Annotated in this window: 25 protein-coding genes; 11 read left to right on the top strand and 14 right to left on the bottom strand. The window is 64.5% G+C overall.

The features are described 5' to 3' along the window. The first annotated feature begins 191 nt into the window (after positions 1–191). From IVB54_RS03440 to IVB54_RS03425, 4 genes are all read left to right on the top strand, one after another. Positions 192–1,637 carry a D-alanyl-D-alanine carboxypeptidase family protein gene (locus IVB54_RS03440; protein ID WP_085361117.1) on the top strand — a complete coding sequence of 482 codons (1,446 nt, stop codon included), beginning with the start codon at positions 192–194 and terminating at the stop codon, positions 1,635–1,637. A gap of 190 nt (positions 1,638–1,827) precedes the next feature. After that, a complete protein-coding gene (locus IVB54_RS03435; RefSeq protein WP_018453141.1) occupies positions 1,828–3,513 on the top strand; it encodes a long-chain fatty acid--CoA ligase in 1,686 nt (561 codons plus the stop codon). 15 nt (positions 3,514–3,528) lie between these two features. Continuing rightward, complete coding sequence (locus IVB54_RS03430; protein ID WP_018453140.1) at positions 3,529–4,083, top strand: DUF924 family protein; 555 nt, start codon at positions 3,529–3,531, stop codon at positions 4,081–4,083. 107 nt (positions 4,084–4,190) lie between these two features. Continuing rightward, a complete protein-coding gene (locus IVB54_RS03425; RefSeq protein ID WP_018453139.1) occupies positions 4,191–4,676 on the top strand; it encodes a peroxiredoxin in 486 nt (161 codons plus the stop codon). Positions 4,677–4,845: 169 nt separating this feature from the next. Here IVB54_RS03425 and rnhA read toward each other — a convergent pair whose 3' ends face one another. From rnhA to ispH, 3 genes are read right to left on the bottom strand one after another with little or no spacing between them, the layout of a single operon-like run. After that, positions 4,846–5,310 (bottom strand): ribonuclease HI, encoded by a 465-nt coding sequence (gene rnhA, locus IVB54_RS03420; protein WP_018453138.1) that lies wholly within the window; start codon positions 5,308–5,310, stop codon positions 4,846–4,848. Then, complete coding sequence (locus IVB54_RS03415) at positions 5,307–6,290, bottom strand: homoserine kinase (RefSeq protein WP_247360879.1); 984 nt, start codon at positions 6,288–6,290, stop codon at positions 5,307–5,309. The genes rnhA and IVB54_RS03415 overlap by 4 nt, the downstream gene beginning before the upstream one ends. A 6-nt stretch (positions 6,291–6,296) precedes the next feature. Beyond that, positions 6,297–7,265 (bottom strand): 4-hydroxy-3-methylbut-2-enyl diphosphate reductase, encoded by a 969-nt coding sequence (gene ispH, locus IVB54_RS03410; RefSeq protein WP_007597506.1) that lies wholly within the window; start codon positions 7,263–7,265, stop codon positions 6,297–6,299. A 253-nt stretch (positions 7,266–7,518) separates the two neighbouring features. Between ispH and IVB54_RS03405 the strand changes: the two genes are divergently transcribed. Further along, positions 7,519–8,214 carry a cell cycle transcriptional regulator TrcR gene (locus IVB54_RS03405; RefSeq protein ID WP_007597507.1) on the top strand — a complete coding sequence of 232 codons (696 nt, stop codon included), beginning with the start codon at positions 7,519–7,521 and terminating at the stop codon, positions 8,212–8,214. Positions 8,215–8,333: 119 nt separating this feature from the next. On the opposite strand, the gene IVB54_RS03400 is transcribed toward IVB54_RS03405, so the two are convergent. From IVB54_RS03400 to IVB54_RS03385, 4 genes are all read right to left on the bottom strand, one after another. Then, positions 8,334–8,594, bottom strand: a complete 261-nt coding sequence (locus IVB54_RS03400; protein WP_018453135.1) for a hypothetical protein — start codon at positions 8,592–8,594, stop codon at positions 8,334–8,336. A gap of 164 nt (positions 8,595–8,758) precedes the next feature. Continuing rightward, positions 8,759–10,681 carry a propionyl-CoA synthetase gene (locus IVB54_RS03395; RefSeq protein ID WP_018453134.1) on the bottom strand — a complete coding sequence of 641 codons (1,923 nt, stop codon included), beginning with the start codon at positions 10,679–10,681 and terminating at the stop codon, positions 8,759–8,761. A gap of 143 nt (positions 10,682–10,824) precedes the next feature. Further along, positions 10,825–12,210, bottom strand: a complete 1,386-nt coding sequence (locus IVB54_RS03390; RefSeq protein WP_018453133.1) for a tetratricopeptide repeat protein — start codon at positions 12,208–12,210, stop codon at positions 10,825–10,827. A 133-nt stretch (positions 12,211–12,343) separates the two neighbouring features. Next, positions 12,344–13,102: a tetratricopeptide repeat protein gene (locus tag IVB54_RS03385; RefSeq protein ID WP_018453132.1), complete on the bottom strand. Its 759-nt coding sequence runs from the start codon at positions 13,100–13,102 to the stop codon at positions 12,344–12,346. A 95-nt stretch (positions 13,103–13,197) separates the two neighbouring features. Here IVB54_RS03385 and IVB54_RS03380 point away from each other — a divergent pair, with 95 nt between their 5' ends. Both IVB54_RS03380 and IVB54_RS03375 read left to right on the top strand, forming a co-directional pair. Next, positions 13,198–14,775 (top strand): sodium:proton antiporter, encoded by a 1,578-nt coding sequence (locus tag IVB54_RS03380; protein ID WP_018453131.1) that lies wholly within the window; start codon positions 13,198–13,200, stop codon positions 14,773–14,775. 78 nt (positions 14,776–14,853) lie between these two features. Further along, the gene (locus tag IVB54_RS03375; protein WP_018453130.1) at positions 14,854–15,624 is read left to right on the top strand and encodes a hypothetical protein; all 771 of its coding nucleotides are present in this window, start codon (positions 14,854–14,856) and stop codon (positions 15,622–15,624) included. A gap of 159 nt (positions 15,625–15,783) precedes the next feature. On the opposite strand, the gene IVB54_RS03370 is transcribed toward IVB54_RS03375, so the two are convergent. The 5 genes from IVB54_RS03370 to IVB54_RS03350 all read right to left on the bottom strand — a co-directional run bounded on the left by IVB54_RS03370 (position 15,784) and on the right by IVB54_RS03350 (position 20,842). Beyond that, positions 15,784–16,590: a glucose 1-dehydrogenase gene (locus IVB54_RS03370; RefSeq protein WP_204512522.1), complete on the bottom strand. Its 807-nt coding sequence runs from the start codon at positions 16,588–16,590 to the stop codon at positions 15,784–15,786. Positions 16,591–16,605: 15 nt separating this feature from the next. Beyond that, positions 16,606–16,983 (bottom strand): DUF1850 domain-containing protein, encoded by a 378-nt coding sequence (locus IVB54_RS03365; protein WP_198293337.1) that lies wholly within the window; start codon positions 16,981–16,983, stop codon positions 16,606–16,608. Further along, positions 16,980–19,091, bottom strand: a complete 2,112-nt coding sequence (locus IVB54_RS03360; protein ID WP_018453127.1) for a TRAP transporter permease — start codon at positions 19,089–19,091, stop codon at positions 16,980–16,982. The genes IVB54_RS03365 and IVB54_RS03360 overlap by 4 nt, the downstream gene beginning before the upstream one ends. 161 nt (positions 19,092–19,252) lie before the next feature. Beyond that, positions 19,253–20,200: a TAXI family TRAP transporter solute-binding subunit gene (locus tag IVB54_RS03355; protein WP_018453126.1), complete on the bottom strand. Its 948-nt coding sequence runs from the start codon at positions 20,198–20,200 to the stop codon at positions 19,253–19,255. Positions 20,201–20,362: 162 nt separating this feature from the next. Then, the gene (locus IVB54_RS03350; protein WP_018453125.1) at positions 20,363–20,842 is read right to left on the bottom strand and encodes a hypothetical protein; all 480 of its coding nucleotides are present in this window, start codon (positions 20,840–20,842) and stop codon (positions 20,363–20,365) included. Between the two features lie 194 nt (positions 20,843–21,036). Here IVB54_RS03350 and IVB54_RS03345 point away from each other — a divergent pair, with 194 nt between their 5' ends. Continuing rightward, positions 21,037–21,339, top strand: coding sequence for a hypothetical protein (locus IVB54_RS03345; RefSeq protein ID WP_026232467.1), 303 nt, complete (start codon positions 21,037–21,039; stop codon positions 21,337–21,339). Positions 21,340–21,498: 159 nt separating this feature from the next. Here IVB54_RS03345 and IVB54_RS03340 read toward each other — a convergent pair whose 3' ends face one another. Together IVB54_RS03340 and IVB54_RS03335 are read right to left on the bottom strand one after the other, a co-directional pair. Further along, entirely contained in the window at positions 21,499–22,713 is a 1,215-nt protein-coding gene (locus IVB54_RS03340) for a hypothetical protein (protein ID WP_018453123.1), read from the bottom strand. A gap of 70 nt (positions 22,714–22,783) precedes the next feature. Continuing rightward, positions 22,784–23,413: a CoA pyrophosphatase gene (locus IVB54_RS03335; RefSeq protein ID WP_018453122.1), complete on the bottom strand. Its 630-nt coding sequence runs from the start codon at positions 23,411–23,413 to the stop codon at positions 22,784–22,786. Positions 23,414–23,479: 66 nt separating this feature from the next. Here IVB54_RS03335 and IVB54_RS03330 point away from each other — a divergent pair, with 66 nt between their 5' ends. From IVB54_RS03330 to IVB54_RS03320, 3 genes are all read left to right on the top strand, one after another. Beyond that, positions 23,480–23,905, top strand: coding sequence for a PaaI family thioesterase (locus IVB54_RS03330; protein ID WP_026232466.1), 426 nt, complete (start codon positions 23,480–23,482; stop codon positions 23,903–23,905). Between the two features lie 280 nt (positions 23,906–24,185). Next, positions 24,186–25,196, top strand: coding sequence for an aldo/keto reductase (locus tag IVB54_RS03325; RefSeq protein WP_018453120.1), 1,011 nt, complete (start codon positions 24,186–24,188; stop codon positions 25,194–25,196). Positions 25,197–25,209: 13 nt separating this feature from the next. Beyond that, positions 25,210–26,523: a tetratricopeptide repeat protein gene (locus tag IVB54_RS03320; RefSeq protein ID WP_247299245.1), complete on the top strand. Its 1,314-nt coding sequence runs from the start codon at positions 25,210–25,212 to the stop codon at positions 26,521–26,523. Positions 26,524–26,638: the final 115 nt, after the last annotated feature.

Below are 26,638 nucleotides of genomic sequence, written 5' to 3'. Positions count from 1 at the left end.
GGCAAGTCCCCATCGTATCGTCGAAATTCGGCCCATTTCATTGCGGAATACCCGGCTGATGCCCCTATTCCCGACGCACCAGCCGGTATAGGTTTGCGGCGCCGCAAGCGGCGGCGCTGGATTTCAGAACCGAACATCAGATCAGGAGAGCCGACCGGAACCGGCGGGTCTCCAAGGACCGGAATCGGATAGTGCACGCTCTTCGCCCGCTGCTTCGTCAATCCCTGTTCAACCTGTTCGCCGCGGCACTCGCGTGTGCCGCGTTGCTCGCGCCGCGCGCGGCGAGCGCCGAAGCGCTGCTCCTGATCGAGGCCGATAGCGGCAAGGTGCTGCAGGCGGAGAACGCGACCATTCCCTGGTATCCGGCTTCCGTCACCAAGATCATGACCGCCTATGTGACGCTGAAGGCGGTCAAGGACGGCAAGCTCACACTCGACACACTGCTCACGGTTTCGCCGACGGCAGCCTCGCAGTCGCCCTCGAAGATGGGCTTTCGCCCGGGAACGCAGCTTACCGTCGACAACGCGCTCAAGATGATGATGGTGAAATCGGCGAACGACATGGCCGTCGTGCTCGCCGAAGGCGTTGGCGGTTCGATCGATGGTTTCTCGGCGCTGATGAACGACACGGCGCAGAAGCTCGGCATGACGCAGACGAGCTACGTCAATCCGAACGGCCTGCCCGCCGACGGACAGATCACCTCCGCGCGGGATCTTGGCATTCTCGCGCGCTCGTTCCTGCGCGACCTGCCCGAGTACGAGTACTTCGTGCACATTCCGGCAATCCGCTTCGGCAAGCGCGTCACCGGCAATTTCAACAAGCTGATCGGCCGCTATCCCGGCGCCGACGGTTTCAAGACCGGCTTCATCTGCGCCTCCGGCTACAATCTCGTCGCGTCGGCCACCCGCAACGGCCGCCGGCTGATCGCCGTCGTGCTGGGCGCCAACTCCGGGACCGCGCGCGCGGTGAAGGCGGCGCAGCTGCTGGAGCGCGGCTTCTCGCAAGATAATCTCACCTGGCTCCGCCCCTCGCTCGGCACCGTTGACAAGCTGGTCCCGGTCGACGCCTCGCCGCCGAACCTGCGTGACGACATGTGCGGCGGCCATCGCAAGCGGCCGGCCAGCGACGATGACGACGCGCTGATCGCGGCCAATGGCGGCACGTCCGGGTCCGCCTCGGCCACCGGCGGCGAAGCCCAAGTCACCTTCTTCACGGCCGGGCTTCAGCCGCCTCTGATGAAGGCCTCCGAGCTGATGGCCTCGGCCCCGGCGGCGGCCGAGCCCGTGCTGGTGTATACCGGTCCGACCCGCACCGGGACCGCCCTGATCGCGGCGGTCGCGGCCGATGCCGACCAGCAGGCCACGCCAAAGCCGCGTGGCAAGAAGTCGCGCGTCGCCAAAAAGCCCGACGCGGCAGACAAGCCGAAGGATGCCAAGACGGCGGCGGCGAAGCCCGATGCCAAGACGGCGGCGGCCGCAAAGCCGGCCGACGGCAAGTCCGCAGCTAAGCCGGCCGGTACCAAGCATGCCGCAGCCAAGCCCGATGCGGTGGCAAAGCCTGCGGTGAGCGGCGAGGCGGCCAAGCCCGCCAAGCCCAAGGCCGCGACCAAGCCCGCCAAGCCCGCCAACAACAGTTAACAGCCGACGCGAGGCGAGACCGCGCCGCACTTCGCAGTTGCGGCAGCGCCATTTGCAAGGATTCCGGTAGCCACTCCCTGACGTTTGTCCTAAGCCTCGACCGCTTGCCACCCGTTCCGGCAGGCTCGATACTGACGGCAACGAGGCAAGCCCGAGACACAACGGGCTCTGGTCAATGAGGGGAGTTTCCATGGAGCGCATCTGGCTTAAGCAATATCCGCCCGGCGTCCCCGCCGATATCGAGCCGACGCAATATTCATCGCTGGTCGACCTCCTGGAGGAGAGCTTCGCCAAGTTCGCCGACCGCAAGGCGTTCATCTGCATGGACAAGTCGATCAGCTATCGCGACCTCGACCAGATGTCGCTGGCGATGGCGTCCTATCTGCAAGGGCGCGGCCTGCAACGCGGCGCCCGCGTCGCGATCATGATGCCGAACGTGCTGCAATATCCGGTCGCGACCGCAGCCGTGCTGCGCGCCGGTTTCGCGGTGGTCAATGTCAATCCGCTCTACACGCCGCGCGAGCTCGAGCACCAGCTCAAGGATTCCGGCGCCGAAGCCATCATCGTGCTCGAGAACTTCGCCCACACCGTCGAGCAGGTGATCGCCAAGACGCAAGTCAAGCACGTCATCGTCGGCAGCATGGGCGACCTGCTCGGCTTCAAGGGAGTGATCGTCAATCTGGTCGTCCGCCGCGTCAAGAAGATGGTGCCGGCATGGTCGCTGCCGGGCGCGGTGTCCTTCAACGACGCGATCTCCGCCGGCCGCTCTCTGGCCTTCAACAAGCCGAAGCTGTCACCCGGCGACGTCGCCTTCCTGCAATATACCGGCGGCACCACCGGCGTGTCCAAGGGCGCCACCCTGCTTCATCGCAACATCGTCGCCAACGTCCTGCAGAACGACGCCTGGCTGCAGCCGGCGATGGCCGCGCCGCCGCATGTGGATCAACTCATGGTCGTTTGCGCGCTGCCGCTCTATCACATCTTCGCGCTGACAGCCTGCTACCTTCTCGCGGTGCGCGCCGGCGGCTGCAATCTCCTGATCCCCAATCCGCGCGACATCCCGGGCTTCATCAAGGAATTGGCGAAGTACCAGGTCAACAACTTCCCTGCCGTGAACACGCTCTACAACGGCCTGATGCATCATCCCGACTTCAAAAAGCTCGACTTCTCCAAGCTGAAGATCTCGAACGGTGGCGGCATGGCGGTGCAGCGCCCCGTCGCCGAGCAGTGGAAGGCCATCACGGGCTGCTCCATCGCCGAAGGCTACGGCCTGTCGGAGACATCTCCGACGCTGACCTGCAACACCACGACCAATCCGGAGTTCAACGGCACTATCGGCATCCCCGTGCCCTCGACCTGGATCTCGATCCGCGACGACGACGGCAACGAGATGCCGCTCGGCCAGCCCGGCGAGATCTGCGCCAAGGGCCCGCAGGTGATGTCGGGCTACTGGAACAGGCCGGAGGAGACGGCCAAGGTGATGACCGCGGACGGCTATTTCCGCACCGGCGACATCGGCATCATGGACGAGAAGGGCTACACCAAGATCGTGGACCGCAAGAAGGACATGATCCTGGTCTCCGGCTTCAACGTCTATCCGAACGAGATCGAGGAAGTGATCGCGAGCAACCCCGGGGTGCTCGAATGCGCCGTCATCGGCATTCCCGATTCCAAGTCGGGGGAGGCGGTGAAGGCGTTCGTGGTCAAGAAGGACCCGAACCTCACGGCGGAGGCCCTGGTCAAGTTCTGCCAGGAGCAGCTGACGGGCTACAAGGTGCCCAAGCACATCGAATTCCGCACCGACCTGCCGAAGACCAATGTCGGCAAGATCCTGCGGCGGCAGCTGCGCGACGAGAAGAAGGCGGAGGCGGCGTAAGCGCCTCTTTCGTTCATGACCGACGACGGCAACATCAGTCCGGCCGGCATCCTCGCCTTCTGGCGCGAGGCCGGCCGCGATGCCTGGTACGAGCGCAACGACGCATTCGACGCGGAGATCAGGCGCCGCTTTCTCGCGCTGTGGCAGAAGGCGGTCGCCGGCGAACTCTCGTCATGGGAGGCGACCGATGAGGGCGCACTCGCGCTCGTCATCGTGCTCGACCAGTTTCCGCGCAACATGTTTCGCGGCACGTCGCAGGCCTTTGCCAGCGATGCGCTGGCGCGCGACGTCGCCCGCCGCGCCATTGCGCGGGGCGCAGATCAAAGGATCGATCCGGTCCTGCTCGAATTCCTCTATTTGCCCTTCATGCATTCCGAGCACCTGCCCGACCAATTGCACTGCGTCGCGCTGTTTCAAAACACCGACAATGCCGAAAATCTGAAATACGCGCGTGAGCACGCCGACATCATCCGGCGGTTTGGCCGCTTCCCCCACCGCAACCATCTGCTCGGCCGCGACACCACCCCGGACGAGCAGGCCTTCCTCGACGGCGGCGGGTTCGCCGGCTGATGACATAACGGTGAAGGGTCCCGCCCTCACCGCCTGCCCTACCGGCAACATTGTGCAGCGCCGCCGCACGGTCTAAAAAGCGGGACCGATTTTCAGGGAGACTGACGATGGCGATCCAGACTGGCGACAAACTGCCCGAGGCGAAATTCCGCGTGATGACGGCCGAAGGCCCGCAGGTGAAGACCACCGACGACATCTTCAAGGGCAAGAAAGTGGCGCTGTTCGCGGTGCCCGGCGCCTATACGGGCACCTGCCACAAGATGCATCTGCCGAGCATTTTCCTCAACGCCTACGCCCTGAAGGACAAGGGCGTCGACACCATCGCCATCGTCTCCGTCAACGACGCCTTCGTCATGAACGCCTGGAAGCGCGATACCGACCAGCGCGACGAGGCCATCTTCCTCGCCGACGGCAATGCCGACTTCACCAAGGCGATCGGCATGGAGCTCGACGCCTCCGGCAACGGTCTCGGCATCCGCTCCAAGCGCTATTCGATGCTGGTCGAGGACGGCGTGGTCAAGAAGCTGAACCTCGAGGCGATGCCCGGCAAGGTCGAGGTGTCCGGCGGCGATACGCTGCTCGGGCAGCTGTAAGCTTTAGACGCCGCTTTCAGCCACAAACGACTCTGTCATGCCCCGCGAAAGCGGGGCATTCAGTATTCCAGAGCAGTTGTTGTTGAATCGAGAGGCCGCTGCGTACTGGATCGCCCGGTCAAGCCGGGCGATGACGGCGGAGCATGAGGAAGGAGCGCCGACCGCGCGCCTACTCCGCCAGCCTCTGCTGCAACCGCGCCTTCACGATCCCGTCGCGCGCGAGCTGGTCGGCGCGTTCGTTCTCGGGATGGCCTGCGTGACCTTTGACCCAGTGCCACCGCACGTCATGGGCCTTCAGCGCGGCATCCAGGCGCTGCCATAGCTCGACATTCTTCACCGGCTTCTTGTCGGCGGTGCGCCAGCCGTTGCGCTTCCAGCCGTGGATCCAGCCGGTAATGCCCTGACGGACATATTGGCTGTCGGTATAGAGATCGACCGTGCACGGCTTCTTCAGCGCTTCCAACGCGGAGATCGCCGCCATCAATTCCATCTGGTTATTGGTGGTGTGGCGCTCACCACCGTTCAGTTCTTTTTCCTTGTCGCCGAACTTCAGGATCGCGCCCCAGCCGCCGGGCCCCGGATTTCCCGAGCAGGCGCCGTCGGTGTAGATCGTGACAATCGGAAGCTCGCTCACGCCACCAGCCCCGACGGCATCAGCCCGTAGTCGCGCACGCTGGAAACGCTCTGGTGGAAGCGCAGCTTGCGGACATATTCCAGCGGATCCTTCGGCCGAACCAGCGCGCCGGGCGGAACGTTGAGCCAGTCGACCAGCCGCGTCAGCAGGAAGCGCATCGCAGCGCCGCGCGCGAGCAGCGGCAGCGCTGCCTCTTCCGGCTCGGACAGCTTTCGCACGCGGCCATAGGCATTGAGGAAGGCCCGCGCCTTGGTGACGTTGAAGGAATGATCCGGCTCGAAGCACCAGGCGTTGAGGCAGATCGCGACATCATAGGCGAGCCAGTCATTGCAGGCGAAAGTGAAGTCGATGATCCCTGACAACTTGTCGTCGAGAAAGAAGACGTTGTCGTTGAAGAGGTCGGCGTGGATCACGCCTTCGGGCAGAAGCGTCGGCCAGACCCCGCTCTCGAGGTAGTCGAGCTCTTGGCTCAGGAACGCGCGCAGGCCGGGCTGCACCTCGTCGGCCCGGTGTGATGCGGCATCGAACAGCGGCCGCCAGCCCGGGACCGACAGCGCGTTCGCACGCCTGATCGCGAAATTCGCGCCGGCCAGATGCATCCTGGCGAGCCCCTCGCCAACGCCGGCGCAATGGACCGCGTTCGGCTTGCGCGGCCAGACGCCTTCGAGAAAGGTGATGATCGCGGCCGACCGGCCCGACAGCTCGCGCAACGCCTCGCCGTCCGTTCCCTTCACCGGCAGCGGGCAGTTGACGCCGTGCTCGGCAAGATGCGTCATCAGCGCGAGGAAGAACGGCAGATCGTTCTTCGCCACGCGCTTCTCATAGAGCGTGAGGATGAACGACCCCTTGGTCGTATGCAGCAGGAAGTTGGAATTTTCGACGCCCTCGGCGATGCCCTTGTAGGAGAGCAACTCGCCGAGATCGTATTGGTTGAGGAAGTCCGCAAGCTCGTCGGCGGCAACGTCGGTGTAGACCGCCATGAACGTCTACTCGGCGGCGGCTTCGGGGCGCACCTGGCGCGGCAGCGGGAAGAACTCGTTCTCTTCCGCGGCCGAGACCGTCTCCACATGCAGCGTGAAGCGCTCGGCGAACGCGTCCATGATCTCCTCGACGATCACTTCCGGTGCCGAGGCACCCGCGGTGATGCCGAGGCTGGTGATGTTCTCGAACCGCTTCCAGTCGATTTCGGTGGCGCGCTGCGCCAGCACGGCGATCGGGCAACCCTCGCGTTCGGCGACTTCGCGCAGGCGCTGCGAGTTCGACGAGTTCGGCGCACCGACCACGATCAGGGCGTCGACCACCGGCGCCACCTTCTTCACCGCGAGCTGGCGGTTGGTGGTGGCGTAGCAGATGTCTTCCTTGTGCGGCCCGTTGATGTTCGGGAAGCGTTCCTTCAGGAGCGCCACGATCTCCGCGGTGTCGTCGATCGACAACGTGGTCTGGGTCACGAAGGCGAGGTTGTTCGGGTCCTTCGGGGCGATGGTCTTGGCGTCCTCGGCAGTCTCGATCAGGGTCACGGCGCCGGTCGGGAGCTGGCCGAGCGTGCCCACCACCTCCGGATGATGGGAATGCCCGATCAGGAAGATCTCGCGGCCGCGCTTGAAATGGATCGCGGCCTCGCGGTGCACCTTGGTGACCAGGGGGCAGGTCGCATCCAGCGAGAACAAATTGCGGGAGGTGGCGTCGGCCGGGACCGATTTCGGCACGCCATGGGCCGAGAACACCACCGGCGCGGTGGTGTTTTCCGGGATCTCGGCGAGTTCCTCGACGAAGATCGCGCCCTTCTTCTTCAACCCATCGACGACGTATTTATTGTGCACAATCTCGTGGCGAACATAGACGGGGGCGCCGTATTTATCGAGCGCCCGTTCCACGGTGTCGATCGCCCGGACCACCCCGGCGCAGAAGCCACGGGGAGAACAAAGCACGATCTTGAGGTCTGGTTTGGCTGACATTGAGCGATCTCGGGACCGAATCACCTCGCCAAATGGGCGGGAAGCGGTCGATGGATGAACAGGGCTTGGGTACGGTCTTACAGAGACTTCAGAGGGAATTGGGCCCCCTTTCGGGCGCTGTCAAGGCACTATCTATAGCAGAACCATTGCGTGGCTAGCCCCTCCGGGCTTATATAGCGCGAATTCCCAGTCATCGCTGATGACCACCGGTTTCGCCTCCAAAGGGGTGGGCGAAGCACAAAGGAGATTTGCCATGAGCAACGCACCTCTGATGCCCAAGGCGACCGCCGTCTGGCTGCTCGACAATACCGCGCTGACCTTCGATCAGGTCGCCGATTTCACCAAAATGCACCCCCTCGAGGTGCGCGCGATCGCCGATGGCGACGCCGCCCAGGGCATCAAGGGCATGGATCCCCTTTCCAATGGCCAGCTGACCCGCGAGGAAATCGAGAAGGGCGAGAACAACCCGGACTACCGGCTCCGCCTCCAGGAGAGCAAGGTGGTGCTGCCGCCGCAGCCCAAGCGCAAGGGCCCGCGCTACACCCCGGTCTCGCGCCGCCACGAACGCCCGAGCGCCATCCTCTGGCTGCTGCGCAACCATCCCGAGCTCAAGGACGCCCAGATCATGCGCCTGGTCGGCACGACCAAGAGTACGATCGCGAGTGTCCGCGATCGCACCCACTGGAACACCTCCCAGCTGACGCCGATCGATCCCGTCACCCTCGGCCTCTGCTCGCAGATCGAGCTCGATTTCGAGGTCGCGCGCGCGGCGAAGGAAAAGCCGATCGACGCAGCCTATGGCGGCGCCACTTTGCTGCCGGCCTCAGAAACCACCAAGAAGGACGAGTACGAACCCGCGGAGAGGTCCAGCGACGATCTCAACGTCGATGCTGTGTTCGCCAAGCTGAAGACGCTCGGCGGCAAGAAGCAGGACCAGGAGGAGGAGTAATCCTTCCACTTCAGTCGTCATCGAATGCAAACGCGGCGGGGAAACTCGCCGCGTTTTTAGTCTGACGCAAGAAGCTTCAGCAACCTCGTCATTGCGAGCGCAGCGGCGCAGCGCAGCCTTTATGGCCGGTCCGGATGGTTCAGCATGTATTCGCCGAGGTCGCGCTGGCGGCGGTCGGCGCGGGTGGTCGCGGAACTGCGCTGGACGTCGCGGTCCTTGCGGCACGCCACGTATTCGGGCGATCCGGCCGCATAGCCGCGGCTCTGGCAGACCGCGTCGTCATCATCGCCGCCCATCGCCACCGGCGTCTGGTAGCGCGCGGAGCAGGCGGAGAGAATGAGGCCCGCAAATGCAATCGCTAGAAACGGCTTCGAATTCATGGCAGGCCCTTCATCCTCATGGTGAGGAGCCCGCGCAGCGGGCGTCTCGAACCATGCAGGCCAAGCTGCCGCAGCGGGGCCTTTCATCCTTCGAGACGCGCGCCAGGTCCTCAGGATGAGGATTGAGCGGAAAAATGCGGCCTATTCAAGCCCCATTGCAAACCTCACACCCGCCCCTTCAGCGCATCGCCGATCTCGTCCAGCACCTTGGGGTCCTCGATCGTCGCCGGCATGGTCCAAGCTTCACCATCTGCGATCTTCTTGATCGTGCCGCGCAAGATCTTTCCGGATCGCGTCTTGGGCAGGCGGCCGACGGTGATGGCGAGCTTGAACGCGGCAACGGGACCGAGCTTGTCGCGCACCAGCGCGACGATCTCCTTCTCGATCTCGGCCGGGGCCCGTTTCACACCCGCCTTGAGCACCAGGAAGCCGCAGGGCACCTCGCCCTTGATCGCGTCCTTGACGCCGAGCACGGCGCATTCAGCGACATCGGGATGCGAAGCCAGGATCTCCTCCATGCCGCCGGTGGAGAGCCGATGGCCGGCGACGTTGATGATGTCGTCGGTGCGGCCCATGACGAAGACATAGCCGTCGTCGTCCTTGTAGCCGGCATCCGACGTTTTGTAGTAGCCGGGGAATTCGGTGAGATAGGCTTCCTTGAACCGTTCGTCCTGATTCCACAGCGTCGGCAGACAGCCCGGCGGCATCGGAAGCTTGATGACGATCGAACCCATGGTGTTCGGACCGACCGGCTTTGCCGCTTCGTCGACCACGTCGACCTGATAGCCCGGCATCGGCACCGTCGGCGACCCGTGCTTCACCGGCAGCTGACCTAAGCCAACCGGATTGCCGGCGATGCACCAGCCGGTTTCGGTCTGCCACCAATGGTCGATCACAGGCACTTTCAACTGCTGCTCCGCCCATTCCACCGTCGGCGGATCGGCGCGCTCGCCGGCCAGGAACAGCGTGCGGAACGTCGAGAGGTCGTATTGCCGGATGAATTTTCCTTCCGGATCTTCTTTCCGGATCGCGCGGAACGCGGTCGGCGCAGTAAAGAAGGCGACGGCCTTGTGCTCGCTGATCACGCGCCAGAACGCGCCGGCATCGGGCGTGCCGACCGGCTTGCCCTCATACATGATCGAGGTCGCGCCATGCAGCAGCGGGCCGTAGACGATGTAGCTGTGGCCGACCACCCAGCCGATGTCGGAGCCGCACCACCAGACCTCGCCCGGCTTGACGCCATAAAGGTTGAACATGGACCATTTCACCGCGACGAGATGGCCGCCATTGTCGCGCACGACACCCTTGGGAATGCCGGTCGTGCCTGACGTATAGAGGATGTAGAGCGGATCGGTAGCGGCGACGGGCACACAAGGCGCCTTCTTGCCGTCGTTCATCGCCTTGCGGCGCAGGCCCGCCCAATCATAGTCGCGGCCGGGCGTGAGGGCGCAGACGAGCTGCGGACGTTGCAGCACGATGCAGGCCTTCGGCTTTGCCCCCGCAAGCCTGATCGCCTCGTCGAGCAGCGGCTTGTACTGCACGATCCGGCCGGGCTCGATGCCGCAACTCGCCGACAGAATCAACTTTGGCTGCGCATCGTCGATGCGGGTGGCGAGCTCTTTCGCGGCAAAGCCACCGAACACCACGGAGTGCACCGCGCCAATGCGCGCGCAGGCGAGCATCGCGACGACGGCCTCGGGGACCATCGGCATATACAGGATGACGCGATCGCCCTTGGCGACACCAAAATCCTGCATGATGGCGGCAAGCGCCTGCACTTCGGCCAGCAGTTCGGCGTAGGTGAATTTGGTGACGCTATTTGCCAGCGGCGAATCATGGATCAGCGCGACCTGGTCGGCGCGGCCGCGTTCGACCTGACGGTCAAGCGCGTTGTAGCAGGTGTTGACGACGCCACCGCTGAACCAGCGGCCGTAGACGCCTTGCGAGGGATCGAAGATCTTTTTCGGTGGCTCGATCCAGTCGATCTCCTTGGCCACCTCGGCCCAAAAGCCCTTGGGGTCAGCCAGCGAGCGCGCATAAACCTCGTGATAGAGACTTTTTCCGTCGATGTTTCCTCGGACGTTCATTCCCGCGCTCCCGTTCCCTTATTCGCCTGGCCTTGACCTTGTTGCAGGACAGACGTCCCGCCATGACAGGGATCAAGTACCGGCCTTGTTTGAGGGGTATTTTCCCGGGAACGGGCCGCGGTTCAAGCTGAAAAGAACAATGCTCAGCTATCCATCGCATTCAGCCGCTGCAGCCGCTCCTGCATGACCTTCCTGAGATCATAGCCGGGGCGGCCGAAGCTCGTATTGCGGGTGGTGAGGAAATCGCGCTGGGTGCGACGGAGGCCGCCGGCGAAGCGGGACCCGGCCGATTTCAGCACGCGCTCGTAGGTCTCGGCGATCTGGCGATCGAGCACCCCCAGCTGCGGATCGGCACAAATCACCTTCTCGACCTCGCGCTTCGCGGTGGCACAATCGAACGACGGGCCATTGCCGGAATTCGCCGCGAGCGGCCGCAGCGGCTCGCCGCCGAATTTCGCGATCTCCGCGATCATGGTTCGGCGGCCGCCGGCCGCATTGTCGTTGCCGGGATCGAGCCGCAGCGCGGTCTCGTAGTCGGCCAGCGCCTTCTTGCGCTCGCCCATCTTCTTGTAGAGCACGGCGCGGTTGTTGTAGGTCAGCGCGAAATTCGGATCGAGTTTCAGCGCGGCCTCGTAATCGCTCAGCGCCGCGCCAAGCTCGCCCTTCAGGTGGTAGGAATCGCCGCGGTTTGTGAAGAAATTCGGCCGCGGTGCCAGCCGGAGCGCCTGATCGTAATCGGCAATCGCCTTGTCGTACTCCCCCATCGCGGCCAGCGCCAGCCCGCGATTGTCGTAATATTCGGGCACTTTCGGATCGAGCCGGATCGCCTCGCCGTCGTCGGCAACCGACTTGTCGAGCTGGCCGAGCTTCTTGTAGGCGGCGCCACGATTGGTGTAGCTGCGCGGCCGGTTCGGATCGAGGCGCAACGCCTCGCTGAGATCGCGGATCGCCTTCTCGTTGTCGCCGCCGAGATAATAGGTCACGCCGCGGTCGGACCAGGCCTGTGCATTGTCAGGCTTCAGCCTGATCGCCTGGTCGTAATCGGCAAGCGCGCGGTCGAGCCGGTGCTGGTTGGTGTAGACGACGCCGCGCAGCTCGTAAGATTCCGAATCCTGCGGATCGAGCTCGATGGCCTTGCTGAGGTCCGCCGCGGCGCGGTTGAGATCGCCGCCGGCCTCGCGCAGGAGATCACCGCGCAGGCGCCAGGCTTTTGCGTTCTTGCCATCGAGTGCGATGGCGCGATCGATATCTCGCAGCGCCTGCGTGAGGGCGCCCGAGGTTCGCGCATTGGCGTCGGCGCGCACCAGCAATGCCGCGGCGCGATCGAGGGATGGATTCGAGGCCTGGTCGATGATGGCGCTGCAGGCCGGGATCAGCTCAGCCGGAGCGGCCTTGCTCCCGATTACGCAATCGACGCCGGCCGAAGCAGGGGCGACGAGAACGACGCTCATTGCCGCGCTGAGCAGGAGCGAGCGAAACGAGATTTTTGCAAACGAGAGCATTTGCGCGGAAGGATGCGTGCCGCACATGGCATAGGGCTCCGGGACATCAGGCTTTCACCATTGTCGCGGCAGCCAAAGAATCGGTTCAAATCGAGGCGTGCCAGCGGCGCACCGATCCCTTCCCTCCTTCGTCCCGCTCTTACGAGCGAGACGAGGAGCCTCAATACCCGTCCACCCCGTTGAGCCGCTGCAGCCGCTCCTGCATCGCCTTCTTCAAATCGTACCCCGGCCGGCCGAACCCGGCGTTGCGGCCGGCGATGAAATCGTCCTGCTCGCGTTGAAGCGCCTTCGCTTCGCCTGCATTGCGGGCTTCGCGCAACACGCGCGCGTTGGCGGCAAAGATCTCGCGGTCGAGATCTGCGAGCTCGCGGTTGGCGCAGATCGCCTTCTCGACGGGACGGCGCACACCCTTGCAAATGAAACTGGGCTTGCCCGCGACTGCCATCTGCGCGCCGATCCGCTCGATCTCGCGCGCCATCGCCTTGTGATTGGGCTTGGCCTTCTCGTGGTTCGGATCGATTTTCAACGCCGCACCGAAATCCTGCACCGCCTTGGGCTTGTCGCCCTTCCTTAGCCAGAGTTCGCCCCGCGCGTTGAAGATATCGGCGAGACCGGAATCGAGCTCCAGCGCGCGGCTGTCGTCGGCGATCGCGCGGTCGACTTGGTCGTGCCGCGCATAAAGCCCGCCGCGCGCGATCAGCGCCTTGATCAGGTCCCCTTTCGCCGTCTTCTCGTTGTCGATCACGGCGGCGCAGGCCGTGGCGGCCTTGTCGATGTCGTCGGCTGCGGCAGCCGCGAGGCACGGCGCGATGTCGACCTGCGGCACCGCGGCCGGCTCGCCGCCGGTCGCAGCATGAGCCGCAACGAACGAGAGCGCAAAGAGCAACCCGGCGCCGGACCATTGAATGAGAAAACGCATGCTCGCCACAGTTGGAAAGTCTTGAGTTAAGGTCCGCCTTGAGGTCTTGCCTTGGGGCTGCACCATCCATCATACGACCGGATTGGTGCTAGCTTGTGGCGCCGCTCAAATCGGGTTCGGGGATCAACGTGTCGACATTCGAATGGATCATCGTGCTTCTGCTCGGCGCCGTTGCATTATCGGCGCTGGCGCGGCGGATCAAGGTCCCCTACCCGACCTTTCTCGCAATCGGGGGCGCACTGATCGCCTTTGTGCCGTCGAGCCCGTCCTGGACGCTGGAGCCCGACCTGGCGTTGGCTCTTTTTGTCGCACCGGTCCTGCTCGATGCCGCCTTCGACACCTCGCTGCGCGATCTCCGCAACAATTGGGTTCCGGTCTCCACCCTCGTCGTCGCCGCGGTCGGCTTGACCACGGCCGCTGTGGCCTACGTCGCGCACCGGCTGATGCCTGATATGCCCTGGGCCGCCGCGGTTGCGCTCGGCGCCATCGTGGCCCCGCCGGACGCGGCCGCCGCGGTCGCGATCCTGAGCCAGGTGAAGCTGCCTCACCGCATGGTGAAGGTCCTGGAAGGCGAGAGCCTGCTCAACGACGCGACCGCGCTCTTGATCTATCGCATCGCCGTCGGAGCGACCGCCACCGAGCATCTGGCATGGAGCCAGGTCGCGCCAACCATGGCTCTGGCCCTGGTCGGCAGCGTCGTTGCCGGCTATCTCGCCGCGCGAGTCATGCCACTGGTGATCGTGCGGATCACGGAGGCTCCCAGTTCGATCATCATGCAATTCGCCACTACCTTCATGGTCTGGATCGGCGCTGAACATCTCGGCCTCTCCGGCATCCTCACCATCGTCGTGTACGCCATCACGATGGCACGCGCTGCACCCGCTCGCATGCCGGCGCGGTTGCGGGTGCCGTCCTACGCGGTGTGGGATACGATGGTGTTCGTGCTCAACGTGCTCGCGTTCATGCTGATCGGCATGCAGATGCGACCGATCTGGACGCGGCTGGACGCGGACGTGCGCTGGGACTATTGCCTGGCCGCCGCCTGGATCCTGCTCACCGTGGTCCTGGTCCGGTTGGCCTGGGTCACGCTCTACCGCACGACGCTGCGCACGCTGGTGGCGCACGGGATCTATCACCCCAAGGATCCGAAGCAGGTCGCCTCCGCCAAGGGCGGCCTCATCATCTCCTGGTGTGGCATGCGCGGCCTCGTCACGCTCGCCACCGCCTTTGCCTTGCCGGAAAACTTTCCGCATCGTGACTTCATCGTCTTCTCGGCGTTTGCGGTCGTGCTCGGCACGCTGGTCGTGCAGGGCCTGACCTTGCGGCCGCTGATCCTGGCGTTCGGCCTCAAGGACGACAATCCCGTCGGCATCGAGGTCGCGCGCGCCCGCGCCGTCGCCTATCGCGCGGCGCTCGACGCGATCGAGGACGATCCGTCGGAGGAAGCCGAAATCCTGCGGCTCGAATATCGTGCCATCCTGATGCAGGCCGACGACGATCCCCATGGTGGCATCACCAACGGCGAATTGCCCGCCGATCCGCTGCGCCGCCGCGCCATCGAAGCCGCGCGAAAATCGATCTTCGACCTCCGGGCCACCGAGGTGATCGGTGACGACGCGTTTCACAGGATCGAGGAGGAGCTCGATCGCGCGGAACTGAGCGCGGGGGGTTAGATTTCGTCATCCCGACAAGCGCCCTGCACAGGTGGCTAGGGGTTTGAACCAAACGCCGCCTCTCCAGACTCATCCCTCATGACGACCCTGATCGACGACCGTCGTGTGCGCGCGCGAGATGCGTCGCCCGCACGATATTTCTATCTCCACATGGCACTGGCCTGCGCGGCCACCGCCTTTCTCGGCTTCGCACCGACCTATTTTGTGCCGCTCGCGAACCGGACATTGTCCGCAAGCCCCGTCATTCATTTCCACGGCCTGTTGTTCTTCACCTGGTCTCTCTATTTCGTGATCCAGACGTGGCTCGCCGCCTCAGGCCGCATGGTCAATCACCGTGCGCTCGGCATAGCCGGCGTTTCGCTCGCGACCGCGATGACGATCTTCGGCTTCCTCGCCTCCGTCCATGTGATGCAGCATTCCGCGGCGCTCGGCCAGAAAGAGGCCGGCATCGCCTTCTCGATCGTGCCGATGAGCGGGATCGCGTTCTTCGCTGGTGTATTCGTGCTCGCGATCATGAACACGCGAAAGCCGGAGATTCACAAACGCCTGATGCTGCTCGCGGCGGTCTCCATCCTCGATGCCGCGATCGCGCGCTGGTTTCTCACTTTCCTCGCGCCTTCGGGACCGCCAGGGCCGCCGCCGGTGCCCGTCACCATCGCGCCCGCGATGGTCGCTTCGCTGCTGCTCGTCGTCGCCATGGTACGCGACTGGCGCACCGCGGGCCGAGTGCATCCAGTCTACATCACCGGCACGCTCGCGCTGCTGGCGGTGAAGGTGCTGAACTGGCCGATCAGCGAAACGGCGGCATGGCATTCATTCGCCGGCGGGATTCTGGCGCTGGCGCAATGATGTCGTCCTGGCGAAAGCCAGGACCCATTACCCCGAATGCCGAATGTTGAAGTAGCCGGAGCCGCCAGCCTTCGTCAAACTTCTCCCTGGGGTTATGGGTCCTAGATCAGCGCTCGTTACGCTCGCTTGTCCAGGACGACGGCGAACACGGAACGACGCCTAGGCCCCCGCCTTGCACGTGATCCCGCCGTCCACCACGAGCTCGATGCCCGTCACATATTTCGCTTCGTCCGAGGCCAGGAACAGCGCGGCGTTGGCGACGTCGAAAGCGTCGCCCATGTGGCCCATCGGCACTTGCGCATCGCGCGCCCGCCACATCGCTTCAACATCGCCCTTGGCATAGCTGTTCGCAAGACCTGCGGAATGTTCCACCATCGGCGTCTTCATCAGGCCGGGCAGGATCGCGTTGACGCGGACATGGTGGCGCGCGAACTCGATCGCGGTGGTGCGGGTCATCTGGTTCATCGCCGCCTTCGAGGTGCCGTACGTGACGTAGGAGATGCCCATGTGGCGGATCGAAGCGATCGAGGAGATGTTGATGATCGAGCCACCGCCCTGTTTCACCATCACGGGGATGACGTGCTTCATGGCGAAATAGGCGCTCTTGAGGTTGACGCTGAAGACCCGGTCCCAGCTTTCCTCGGTCACTTCGACCACGCTGCCCATCTCGGCGATGCCGACATTGTTGTCGAGCACGTCGATGCGGCCGTAGGCCTTGAGGCATGCCGCGACCATCGCCTCGACCTCGCGCGCATGCGAGACGTCGGCCGTGAACGCGCTCGCCTGGCCGCCTTCGTCCGCGATGATCTTCGCGGTCTCCTCGGCGGCCGCGCCGTTGCGATCGACGCAAAACACCTGCGCACCCTGGCGGGCAAAGGTGACCGCGGTGGCCTTGCCGTTGCCCCAACCAGGCCCGATCGAGCCGGCACCCACCACCATCGCAACCTTGCCCTTGAGCCGACCCATCGCGTGTCTCCCTTATTATTGTTCTTTGCAGACGATCATCTTTGTGACGTTAGCACCAATGGGATGACCGACAATCTCGGACAACGTCCGGCACTTGCCGTCATGGCATAGCCGCCATTCGCCAGCCGCGTCCGAATTGCCCAGCACGACCTCCGGCATCGGCGCGCGCGCGGGCCTCCATTGAAACCAGCCGTCGACGAGGCGCGCCTCGGGCGGCGGCTCCATGCCGGGGCCGGTGCCCTTCACGCGTGCCTGCACCAGTTCGAGCCCGGCGGGGGTGACGCGCCAGTCTTCCTGCCAGTCGACCTTCGCGATCGAATGCGTCCACACCAGTGTGAACGCGGACAGCGCCAGCGCCTTCAGGCCTGAGGCTGTGACGAGGCAGAGGCTCACACCGCCTCGACCGGCGCCGGCGGCCGCCGCCGCCACTGCCACAGCACGATCGCAGCGGCGAGCAGGAAGCCCGCGGTGTCGCTGAACGGGAAGTCGCCGAGCAGGCACAGCGCGGCACCGAGCGCGACCAAACGTTCGAGGAACGTCAGGCGCGTGAACAGGAATCCGATCGCGACCATGCCGAACAGCGCGATCGCCACCAGCGCCTTGACAGTCGCCAATGCCACCGCGCCGTAGAAGCCGAGCTTGGCCGCCATGGGATCGCCGCCCTGCAGCATCAGCGCCGGCGAATAGACGAAGATGAAGGGGATGACGTAGCCGGCGAGCGCGATGCGCATCGCCTCCCAGCCGATCTTGTCCGGATTCTCCTTCGCGATCGGTGCTGCGGCAAGCGCGGCCAGCGCCACCGGCGGCGAGAGGTCCGCCATGATGCCGTAATAGAACGCGAACATGTGGCTTGCGATCAGGGGCACACCCAGTTTGGCCAACGCGGGCGCCGCGAGCGCTGCCGTGATGATGTAGGTCGGGATGGTCGGGATGCCGGTGCCGAGCAGGATCGACAGCAGCATGGTCATGATCAGCGCCAGGAACAGGCTCTTCTCGCCGAGACCGATCACCCAGCCGCCGAAGATGGTGCCGACGCCGGTCTGCGACATCATGCCGATGATGACCCCGACGATGGCGCAGGCCATGCCGACGGTGATCGCGGATTTGGCGCTTTCAGCCAAGGCATCGCGGCAGGCGCGCAGGGCGGAAAATCCGCCACGCACGAACGCAGTGATCACGATCAGCGCGACGACGACGCCTGCGACCGGCACGATCTGAAGGCCGTCGCGCGAGAGCGCCGCGACGACGAGCGCGAGCCCGATCCAGAAGACATAGCGGATCGCCATCGAAGACGCGCCTGTCGTGATGGCGGTGCCAAGGATCAGCGCCACTGTGAGCGCGAGGCCCATGCTGCCGGCATAGAGCGGCGTAAAACCTTCGAACAGCATGTAGACCAGCGCCGCGAGCGGCAGCACGAGATACCAGCGCGTCACCAGGGCCTTCCAGGCGCTCGGAATCTCCGAGCGCTTCATGCCGGTGAGCCCGTGCTTGCCGGCCTCCAGATGCACCATCCAGAAGGCGGAGGCGAAATAGAGCATCGCGGGAATCGCGGCCGCCTTCACGATCTCAGAATATTGGACGCCGAGCGTCTCTGCCATGATGAAGGCGACCGCGCCCATCACCGGCGGCATGATCTGCCCACCCATCGACGCTGTCGCTTCGACGCCGGCCGCGAACGCGCGGCGATAGCCGAACCTGATCATCAGCGGAATCGTGAACTGGCCGACGGTGACGACGTTGGCGACGCCGGAGCCGGAGATCGTGCCCATCATGCCCGAGGCGAACACCGCGACCTTGGCCGGGCCGCCGCGGGTCCTGCCGAATAACCCAAGAGAAACGTCGGTGAAGAGCTGGATCATGCCGGCGCGCTCCAGGAACGAGCCGAACAGGATGAACAGGAAGATGTAGGTCGCCGAGACGTAGATCGGCACGCCGTAAAAACCTTCGGTGCCGAACGACAGATGCGTGACGATCTGGTCGAAATCATAGCCGCGATGGTTGAGCGGTGACGGCAGATACTGGCCGAAGAACCAGTAGACGAGACAGGCGCCGCACATCAGCGGGAGCGCTGCGCCCATCAGCCGCCGCGTGCCCTCGAAGATCAGGACGGCGAGCAGCGTGCCGACCACCAGATCGAGGCGCGTCGGATCGCCGTCACGTGCGATCAGATCCGCATAGAAGATCCATTGATAGAGCCCGCACAGAAAGCCCATGCCGCCGATCAGCCAGCCGATCGCGCGGCCGAAATCGCTTTTGGCGGTGAAGTTGCCGATCAGGCCGAAGGTGAGGAGAATGAGGAAGCCGACATGGACGCCGCGCACCACCTGGCTCGGCAGATAATTGAAGGCCGCGACATAAAGCTGGAAGATCGCGAAGGCGATGCCGATCCAGTAGGCGAGCGTGCCCCACCAGCCCGGGCCAAAGCCTTCCGGAAAACCGTGCTCGAAATTGTCGAACTCGACCTTGATGGGCTCTTGAGCGCCCTCTGCCTTCTCCAGCATTTCAACCCATCCCCAATCGTCGAGCGCTTATAGCATTGGCACGGTCCATCCGCGCCGTCATGCCCGGGCTTGTCCCGGGCATCCACGATCTTTCTCGCCTGGCCTTAGAACGTGGATGGCCGGGACAAGCCCGGCCATGACGTCCGATAACGAGGCCGACGTTACTTGATCAGCCCCTTTTCCTTGTAATAGCGGATCGCGCCGGGGTGCAGCGGAACCGGGCTGCCGCTGGCGGCCGTCTCGAGCTTGATCTCCTTGCCGGCCGCATGCGCGTTGGCGAGTTCGGGCAGCGACTCGTAGACCAGTTTTGTCATCTGGTAGGCGAGATCGTCCGACACCGCCGAGCTGGTGACGAGGTAGTTGACCACCGCCGCAGTCGGCACGTCCTTGTCCTGCCCGGTGTAGGTGTTGGCGGGAATGGTCGCCGCGATGAAGGGCAGGCCGATCTTGTCGACGGTCTCCTTCGGCACCGACACCACCACGATCGGGCTCGAGGTCGACAGATCCTTCAGCGAGGCCACGCCGAGCCCGGCCGATTGCAGCGTCGCGCCGAGCTGGCGGTTCTTCATGAGGTCGACGGATTCGGCAAACGGCAGATACTCGACCTTGCCAAGATCCTTGTAGCTCATGCCGGCCGCCGCCAGGATGGCGCGCGAATTCAGCTCCGTGCCCGATTTCGGCGCGCCGACCGACAGGCTCTTGCCCTTGAGATCCGCAAGCGTCTTGATGCCGCTCTCGGCAGTCGCGACGATCTGGATGTAGTTCGGATAGATCGCGCCGATCGTGCGCAGCTTGTCGAGCTTGGACTTGAAGCCTGCTTCCTCGTCGCCATCCCAGGCCGCTTTCAGCGAGTCACCCAGCGTGAACGCGATCTCGCCGCGACCCTGCTGGAGCAGGATCAGATTCTCGACCGACGCCTTGGTGGCCTGCACCTGCGTCTTCACGTTAGGAATCTTGTCGCCGTAGATCTTCCCGATCGCGACCCCGAGCGGATAGTAGACGCCGGAGGTGCCACCGGTCAGCACATTGATAAAGGATTGCGCCTGCGCGCAAGGTGCCGAGGCCGCCAGAGCAAGAGCCGCGGCCACGCCGAAAATCGTTCGTTTCATGATCTTTCTACTCCCCAAACCGGCCGGAAGTTGGCCGGATGAGGGGGGCGGGTCAACCCATCCAAAAGTCAAAACAGGACTGCAGTAAATGGCTGTGCTGGTTCGATTTTTGGGGAACTCGCCAGGTGCGGCGAGGTGGCGCAGCCAGGTCTGGTCAGCCCCTCACTGGAAGGTCATGTCCAGGCATTTGGAGATGTCGGAGCCGAGGCCGGAGGAGATGATGATGCAGCCGCGCACCTTCTGCGCGCCGACGTCGGCGGCCCACACCGAGTAGCCGCCAGGGCCGAAGAACGAATTGGTGTTCGGCGGCTCGGTCTCGGTCGCGTCGAAATCGTAATGGCCGTCGGTGTCGAAGATGCGCGGCTTCTTGGTACAGCCGCCGTCGGTCTGGACGTTGATGACTTCCTTGTTGTCCCGGGTCAGCGCCAGCGAGACCTGACAACGGAAATATTCCGAGGTCTTGGTGTTGAAGAGGTAGGTGTATGACTTGCAGGTCGCGGTGTTCAGCTTGCCCGGGGCCAGGCCGCGGCTGCACGAGATCCTCTGGTTGTGGCTAAGCTGGTAATCATCGGCACGGGCGGCCGGCGCGAGCACCGTCAGCAACAGGCCGGCGGCCCAGCAAGCTTTAATGACGAGGTTCATTCGAATCATCCCCTACCCAATGTTTTTGTCGAATTGCGTTCTAGACGGAAAGCGGAACATAGTCGCGCGGGGACGAAGGGAAAATCACAAACTGCTCGGCAAGACGTGATGCGCTGCGGCGCTTTCGCAAATTGACCTGGAAGCGCCGTTCGTGATTTGTTCAAGCCGGGAGCCTCGATGGGGAGGATAGGGTGATGGCATTTTCGACAAGGATATTTTTGGTGACGGCCGTGCTCGGCGCGTTCGCTGCACCCGCATTGGCGCAGACCGCTGCAACACCTTGGGAGCTCAAGCCCGACACCGGCTACGCCTATGACAAGGACGGCAAGACCTTCTCCTACAAGATGGGCACCAGCAATGCCGGCGAACTTCTGAAGGGCGCCAAGAAGGTGCCGAAGGGCACGCTGTTCTTCCTCGGCCACAACGGCCAGCTCTACATGCGCAGCGGCCCGTATCTGGAAGGCGACGGCAAGTTCAAGTTCGGGTCGGATCAGTAGGGCGAGGTCGCGGCGACGCCACACACTGCTGTCGTCCCGGCGAAGGCCGCGACCCATACCGCGTGATCCCTCGATTGCGTACGGCCGCAGTACCGAACGACCGTCCTCCCAAACTATGCCCTGTGGTAATGGGTCCCGGCCTTCGCCGGACGACGCCGCCTAAAACGCCCCCGCCAGCTCGCGCGCGCCGGCGTTGTTGCTGTTGCTGTCCATCCTCGTATCCGTCACCGCCAGCAGCTTCGCCACCGTGTTGTGGCGGATCGCGACCGGGTTACGCTCGTAGCCGCCGCGCTGGAAGAAGTTCGAAGTCGGCACCTGCTCGCGCATTACCTGCGGCATTGTCACCATGTCGAGGCCGGTGCCGTCGCCGGTGAGGTTCATCATCTCGAGCTCGGCCGCGCTGAGCGGGCGGTTGTAGCCCTTGGCACGCGCGAACAGCACCGAGGTGAGCAGCTTGTGAGTCTGCAGCATCGGCCCGATATCGATGTCGAGCACCATGGCATGCATGGCCCAGCCCTGCGCGGTGTTGCCGATCTTCTCGTGCTCCGACCAGGTGTCGGGCACCGACTTGGCGTGCGCCACCATTTTCTTGAGCACAGTGAGCTTGTGCTCGAGCGACTGACGCGCCGGGCCTGAGGTCCGCGCCACCTTGTCAGAGAGAGCGCGGATGAATTCATGGCCTTGCTCGGCCAGCAGCTCGACGCTGTTGGTCGTCAGCAGCTGGTTGTAGCCCATCGCGGTCGAAATGGCGCGCTTGCCGCCATGTTCGATTCCCGCCTGCACGTCGTAACTGCCGGTGCCGCCGGTCTCGAACGCGTAGACCCGCACCGCCTGCTCGCGCGTCAGCCCCGAGGCCAGCGCGTAGCGTGCATAGACGCGCTTGAATTCGACTTCGTTGGCCGGCCGCTGTGGCGTGAACTGATAAAGCTCCTGCGCCGCGCGCAGCAGATCGGCGACCACCGGGATCGGCTTTTTCGTCGGGCGGTCCGGGGTTTCCTCCGGCTCCGGATTCACCGGCCGTTTCGGCCCGTTATAGAGCGGCGGATGCTCCAGCACGTAATCGTCGAGCGTGACCTGCTGCCCGCTGCGCCGCTTGGCATTACGGCCTTTCCGCTTCTCGGAGATCTGACTCCAATAGGCGCCGGCTTCCTCGTCAAAGGCCGCGCGCGCCGCCTGATACTCCTGCAGTTTGCGGCGATATTCCAGCACGGCGGGCGACACGCCGCCTTGCGCAAAGAACTGCGACAACAGCTGGGCATTGGCATTGCGGACGGCCGGCGGCAGCGCGTCGGATTCGCCGCCGCGCACGGCAGGCGCGAGCAGGACGAGCGCGAGTGGAACCAGTCTCACGGCATTTCGAATCGATTGATGCATGCTGCCCTCTTAGCAGGCATCCGGTAACTGTCACGTTAACGCGCCGTTTACCTCGTTTTCGCCCCTCGCATCATTTCCAGGCGAATACCGGCTGTTCCAGCTCGGTGACGCGGGTGTGCCGTCCTGCCAGCACTTCGCGGAACTGGTAGATCAGGGCCGCCGTCGGTGCGTGAATCAAGCTCGACTGATGATGGAAACGGATCACACGGCGCGTGCTCTCGGGGATCGCGACGAAATCGAAGGCGTCGGCGCGCTCGACCGTCGCAAGCGCGATGCGATGGACGGAGGCGACCTCGTCCGGGTTTGGTTTGATCGCGGCACTATCGGCGGCCCAGACCACGACCGGCGTGATCAGATAACCGGAGCGGGTCGGATAGTCATCGAGCGTGCCGAGCACCTCCGCGCCGGTGAGGCGCAGGCCAAGCTCCTCGTCGAGCTCGCGCAGTGCCGCCTGGACCGGCGTCTCGCCGGCATCGCAGCGTCCGCCGGGAAGAGCCCATTGGCCGCGATGGGCGCGCAGATGCGATGCGCGCAGCGTGAGCAGGAACGCCGTGTCATCGCGCTCGCTGGCTGCGGTCAGCGCAATCACCACAGCGGCACGCTTCAACGCCGCCGGCGCCTCATCCTCCGGCAGCCGCGTGAAGGCCGCACAGGCAGCCGCGATATTCCGCCGTGTGGCATCGTCGAACGGTCTCATCATGCTTGACTACACCACGTCCGGCCCCGATGAAACGAGATCGCACGACCCGCTCAGGAAATGGACGACATGACCAACAAGACCGCCGCGAGGCTGAAAGCAGACGGCTGGACCATCCTGGAGACCACGGGCTTCATGCACCTGATCGGCCCATTGTGGGAGCGCAAGGTCGACGGCCAGTACGAATTCGCACTTGCGACCGAGGACAAGCACCACAATCGCCGCGGCATGGTCCAGGGCGGCGTGATGATGACGTTCGCGGACCGTACCTGCGGCATGACTGCCCGCTATGTCTCGGGCAAGGAGTTCATGGCGACGGTGCAGCTCGACACACATTTCGTCGAAGCCGGCCAGATCGGCGACATCCTGATCTCCCGCCCGCGCGTGGTGCGCTCGACCCGCAGCCTGATCTTCATGAGCACCGAGGTGACGGTGGACGGCCGCTGCGTGGTGATGGCCAATGGTGTGTTCAAGATCTTGAAGGGGCCGGGGTAGGAGCGATACCCACCGCTGTCATTCCCCGCGCAGGCGGGGAATCCAGTACGCCGCGGCTTCTCGATTGAACTACAGCCCTCTCGGAATACTGGATCGCCCGGTCAAGCCGGGCGATGACAGCTGAGAGCGTAGCAAGCATCTCCGCCAACCGCGTCATTGCGAGCGCAGCGAAGCAATCCAGACTGCCGCCGCAGACGCATCTCTGGATTGCTTCGCTGCGCTCGCAATGACGGAGTGAGACGGTTATGCTGTCGCCAGAAGAAGCAGCAAGGACGCGCCCATGCAATACCGCCAACTCGGCCGCAGCGGCCTGAAAGTGTCGCCGATCTGCTTGGGCACCATGATGTTCGGCGGGCCGACCGATGAAGCCACCTCAAAGCGGATCATCGCGAAGGCGCACGAGGCCGGGGTCAATTTCATCGACACCGCCGACGCCTATTCCAAGGGCGCATCCGAACAGGTCGTGGGACGCGCCATCGGCAACAACCGTCACGCCTGGGTGCTGGCCACGAAACTCGCCAATCCCATGGGCGACGATCCCAACCGTGTCGGCCTGTCGCGACGCTGGGTCTTGCAAGCGGCGGATGAGAGCCTGAAGCGGCTCGGCACCGACCACATCGACATCTATTATCTGCACAAGGAAGACCATTCGACGCCGCTGGAGGAGACGGTGCGCGCGATGGGCGATTTGATCCGCGCCGGCAAGGTGCGCTATTTCGGCGTCTCGAACTACCGCGCCTGGCGCGTCGCCGAAATCTGCAACATCTGCGACCGGCTCGGCATCGACCGGCCCGCGGTGAGCCAACCCTATTACAACGCCATGAATCGCATGCCCGAAGTCGAGCACTTCCCGGCCTGCTCCTATTACGGCCTCGGCATCGTGCCCTATAGCCCCCTGGCGCGCGGCGTGCTGACCGGCAAATACACGCCCGACGCGGCTCCCGACAAGGAGACGCGCGCGGGCCGCAATGACACCCGCATGATGCAGACCGAATGGCGGCCGGAATCGCTCCAGCTGGCGCAGGAGATCAAGGCCCACGCCGAGAAAAATGGCATCACCGCAGGCCAGTTCGCGGTCGCCTGGGTGCTGAACTCCGCCTTTGTCTCCTCGATCGTTGCCGGCCCGCGCACCGAGGAGCAATGGGACGGCTATACCGGCGCGCTCGACTATCGCTTCACCGCCGAGGACGAGGCGCTGATCGACAGACTGGTCGTGCCGGGTCATCCCTCGACGCCAGGCTACAACGACCCGGCCTATCCGATTGAAGGACGTCGCGCGCGGACGGCCTGAGCCGGAGACAAGAATGGCCCTCGAAGATCGCTACGGCCTGCCGCTCTCTACCTCTTCGCCCAAGGCGGCGTCCGCTTATCGCGAAGGCGTCGACCTCATGCTCGCGGGCTGGACCGGCACGGCGGAAACCTTGGAGTGCGCGATTGCGGCCGATCCGGATTTTGCGCTGGCCCATATCGCCCGCGCCCGCCTGCATGGCTTCTATCAGCAAGGCGATCTGGCACGGCAGAAGGCGGCACTCGCCCGTGAGCTCGTGGCGACACGCGGCACGGAACGCGAGCGTTCGCATGTCGAGACGCTGGCGCTTTCAATTGAGGGCCGGCTGCCCGAGGCAATCGCGGCGACGATGAAGCACGTCGAGGCGTGGCCGCGCGATGCATTGGTGCTGTCGCTGCCGCTCGGCGCCTTCGGCCTGTTCGCGTTCTCCGGCATGGCCGATCACGACCGCGCCCGGCAGGAGCTGTGCGAGCGCGTCGCGCATGACTATGGCGAGGATTGGTGGTTCCTCACCATGTACGGCTGGGCGATGACCGAGAACGGCAATGTCAGTCGCGGCCGCGGTGTCACCGAGCGCGGCTTCGAGCTGCGCCGGCAGAATGCCCATGCCGTGCACGCCGTGCTGCATGCGATGTTCGAGGACGGTTCGATCGAAGCGGCCGACCGGCTCGTCGACGACTGGATCCCCTGTTACGACCGCGCCGGGATCTTGCACGGCCACATCCGCTGGCATCAGGCGCTCGGCGCGCTGGAGCATGGCGATGCCGCGCGGGCGCTCGCGATCTATGCCGATGTGCTGCAGCCAAAGGCCACACAGGCGCCGCCGCTCAATCTCGTCACCGACGGTGCGTCACTGCTCTGGCGCCTGTCGGCTTACGGCCACGTCGTGCCGAGAGCGCTCTGGGTCGAAGCCGATGCCACCGCGCAAAGACTGTTTCCGAAATCGAGCCTGCCCTTCGCCGATATCCACATGGCACTGTTCGCAGCCGCAACGCAAAATCGCGAGGCGCTTGTCGCGCGGTTGACCGCGATCGAGCAGCGGCTCGCCGATGGCAAGCTGCCGGCCGGCCCCGTCGTGCCGGCGGTCTGCCGCGCGCTGGCAGCCTTTGCGGACGAGGATTACGCGGCATGCGTGCAAATGCTCGCGCCGGTCCTCGACGAGGTCGTGCGTCTCGGCGGCAGCCACGCCCAGCGCGAGTTGATCGAGGACACTTTTGTCGTTGCCCTCATGCGCAGCGGCGACCTGCCGCGCGCCCGCGCCCTGCTCGACGCCCGCCTGCACCGCCGCCCATCCTTGCGCGATACGCGCTGGCGGGCGGCTATGGGGTAGCCCGCCACGAAAAAAACACCGGCCTGACGGCAAGTGCTGGCCGGGAATGGGTTGGGCGATATGGGCGAATTGCCGTTGGGGTGGCGCGGTGGTATTTCAGACGAGTCCGGCAGAA

This window comes from Bradyrhizobium sp. CW1 (genome assembly GCF_023100665.1).
Taxonomy (GTDB): Bacteria; Pseudomonadota; Alphaproteobacteria; order Rhizobiales; family Xanthobacteraceae; genus Bradyrhizobium; species Bradyrhizobium canariense_D.
This window is presented reverse-complemented; position numbering and strand designations above follow the sequence as displayed.

What these genes read in the sequence shown, in the direction of transcription:
- IVB54_RS03340 (WP_018453123.1), bottom strand. Translation starts at nt 22,713, where the DNA reads ATGCATCAATCGATTCGAAATGCCGTGAGACTGGTTCCACTCGCGCTC.
- ispH (WP_007597506.1), bottom strand. Translation starts at nt 7,265, where the DNA reads ATGTCAGCCAAACCAGACCTCAAGATCGTGCTTTGTTCTCCCCGTGGC.
- IVB54_RS03375 (WP_018453130.1), top strand. Translation starts at nt 14,854, where the DNA reads ATGACGACCCTGATCGACGACCGTCGTGTGCGCGCGCGAGATGCGTCG.
- IVB54_RS03425 (WP_018453139.1), top strand. Translation starts at nt 4,191, where the DNA reads ATGGCGATCCAGACTGGCGACAAACTGCCCGAGGCGAAATTCCGCGTG.
- IVB54_RS03400 (WP_018453135.1), bottom strand. Translation starts at nt 8,594, where the DNA reads ATGAATTCGAAGCCGTTTCTAGCGATTGCATTTGCGGGCCTCATTCTC.
- IVB54_RS03350 (WP_018453125.1), bottom strand. Translation starts at nt 20,842, where the DNA reads ATGAACCTCGTCATTAAAGCTTGCTGGGCCGCCGGCCTGTTGCTGACG.
- IVB54_RS03370 (WP_204512522.1), bottom strand. Translation starts at nt 16,590, where the DNA reads ATGGGTCGGCTCAAGGGCAAGGTTGCGATGGTGGTGGGTGCCGGCTCG.
- IVB54_RS03385 (WP_018453132.1), bottom strand. Translation starts at nt 13,102, where the DNA reads ATGCGTTTTCTCATTCAATGGTCCGGCGCCGGGTTGCTCTTTGCGCTC.
- IVB54_RS03395 (WP_018453134.1), bottom strand. Translation starts at nt 10,681, where the DNA reads ATGAACGTCCGAGGAAACATCGACGGAAAAAGTCTCTATCACGAGGTT.
- IVB54_RS03360 (WP_018453127.1), bottom strand. Translation starts at nt 19,091, where the DNA reads ATGCTGGAGAAGGCAGAGGGCGCTCAAGAGCCCATCAAGGTCGAGTTC.
- IVB54_RS03335 (WP_018453122.1), bottom strand. Translation starts at nt 23,413, where the DNA reads ATGATGAGACCGTTCGACGATGCCACACGGCGGAATATCGCGGCTGCC.
- IVB54_RS03345 (WP_026232467.1), top strand. Translation starts at nt 21,037, where the DNA reads ATGGCATTTTCGACAAGGATATTTTTGGTGACGGCCGTGCTCGGCGCG.
- IVB54_RS03325 (WP_018453120.1), top strand. Translation starts at nt 24,186, where the DNA reads ATGCAATACCGCCAACTCGGCCGCAGCGGCCTGAAAGTGTCGCCGATC.
- IVB54_RS03355 (WP_018453126.1), bottom strand. Translation starts at nt 20,200, where the DNA reads ATGAAACGAACGATTTTCGGCGTGGCCGCGGCTCTTGCTCTGGCGGCC.
- IVB54_RS03405 (WP_007597507.1), top strand. Translation starts at nt 7,519, where the DNA reads ATGAGCAACGCACCTCTGATGCCCAAGGCGACCGCCGTCTGGCTGCTC.
- IVB54_RS03415 (WP_247360879.1), bottom strand. Translation starts at nt 6,290, where the DNA reads ATGGCGGTCTACACCGACGTTGCCGCCGACGAGCTTGCGGACTTCCTC.
- IVB54_RS03330 (WP_026232466.1), top strand. Translation starts at nt 23,480, where the DNA reads ATGACCAACAAGACCGCCGCGAGGCTGAAAGCAGACGGCTGGACCATC.
- IVB54_RS03320 (WP_247299245.1), top strand. Translation starts at nt 25,210, where the DNA reads ATGGCCCTCGAAGATCGCTACGGCCTGCCGCTCTCTACCTCTTCGCCC.
- IVB54_RS03430 (WP_018453140.1), top strand. Translation starts at nt 3,529, where the DNA reads ATGACCGACGACGGCAACATCAGTCCGGCCGGCATCCTCGCCTTCTGG.
- IVB54_RS03435 (WP_018453141.1), top strand. Translation starts at nt 1,828, where the DNA reads ATGGAGCGCATCTGGCTTAAGCAATATCCGCCCGGCGTCCCCGCCGAT.
- IVB54_RS03390 (WP_018453133.1), bottom strand. Translation starts at nt 12,210, where the DNA reads ATGTGCGGCACGCATCCTTCCGCGCAAATGCTCTCGTTTGCAAAAATC.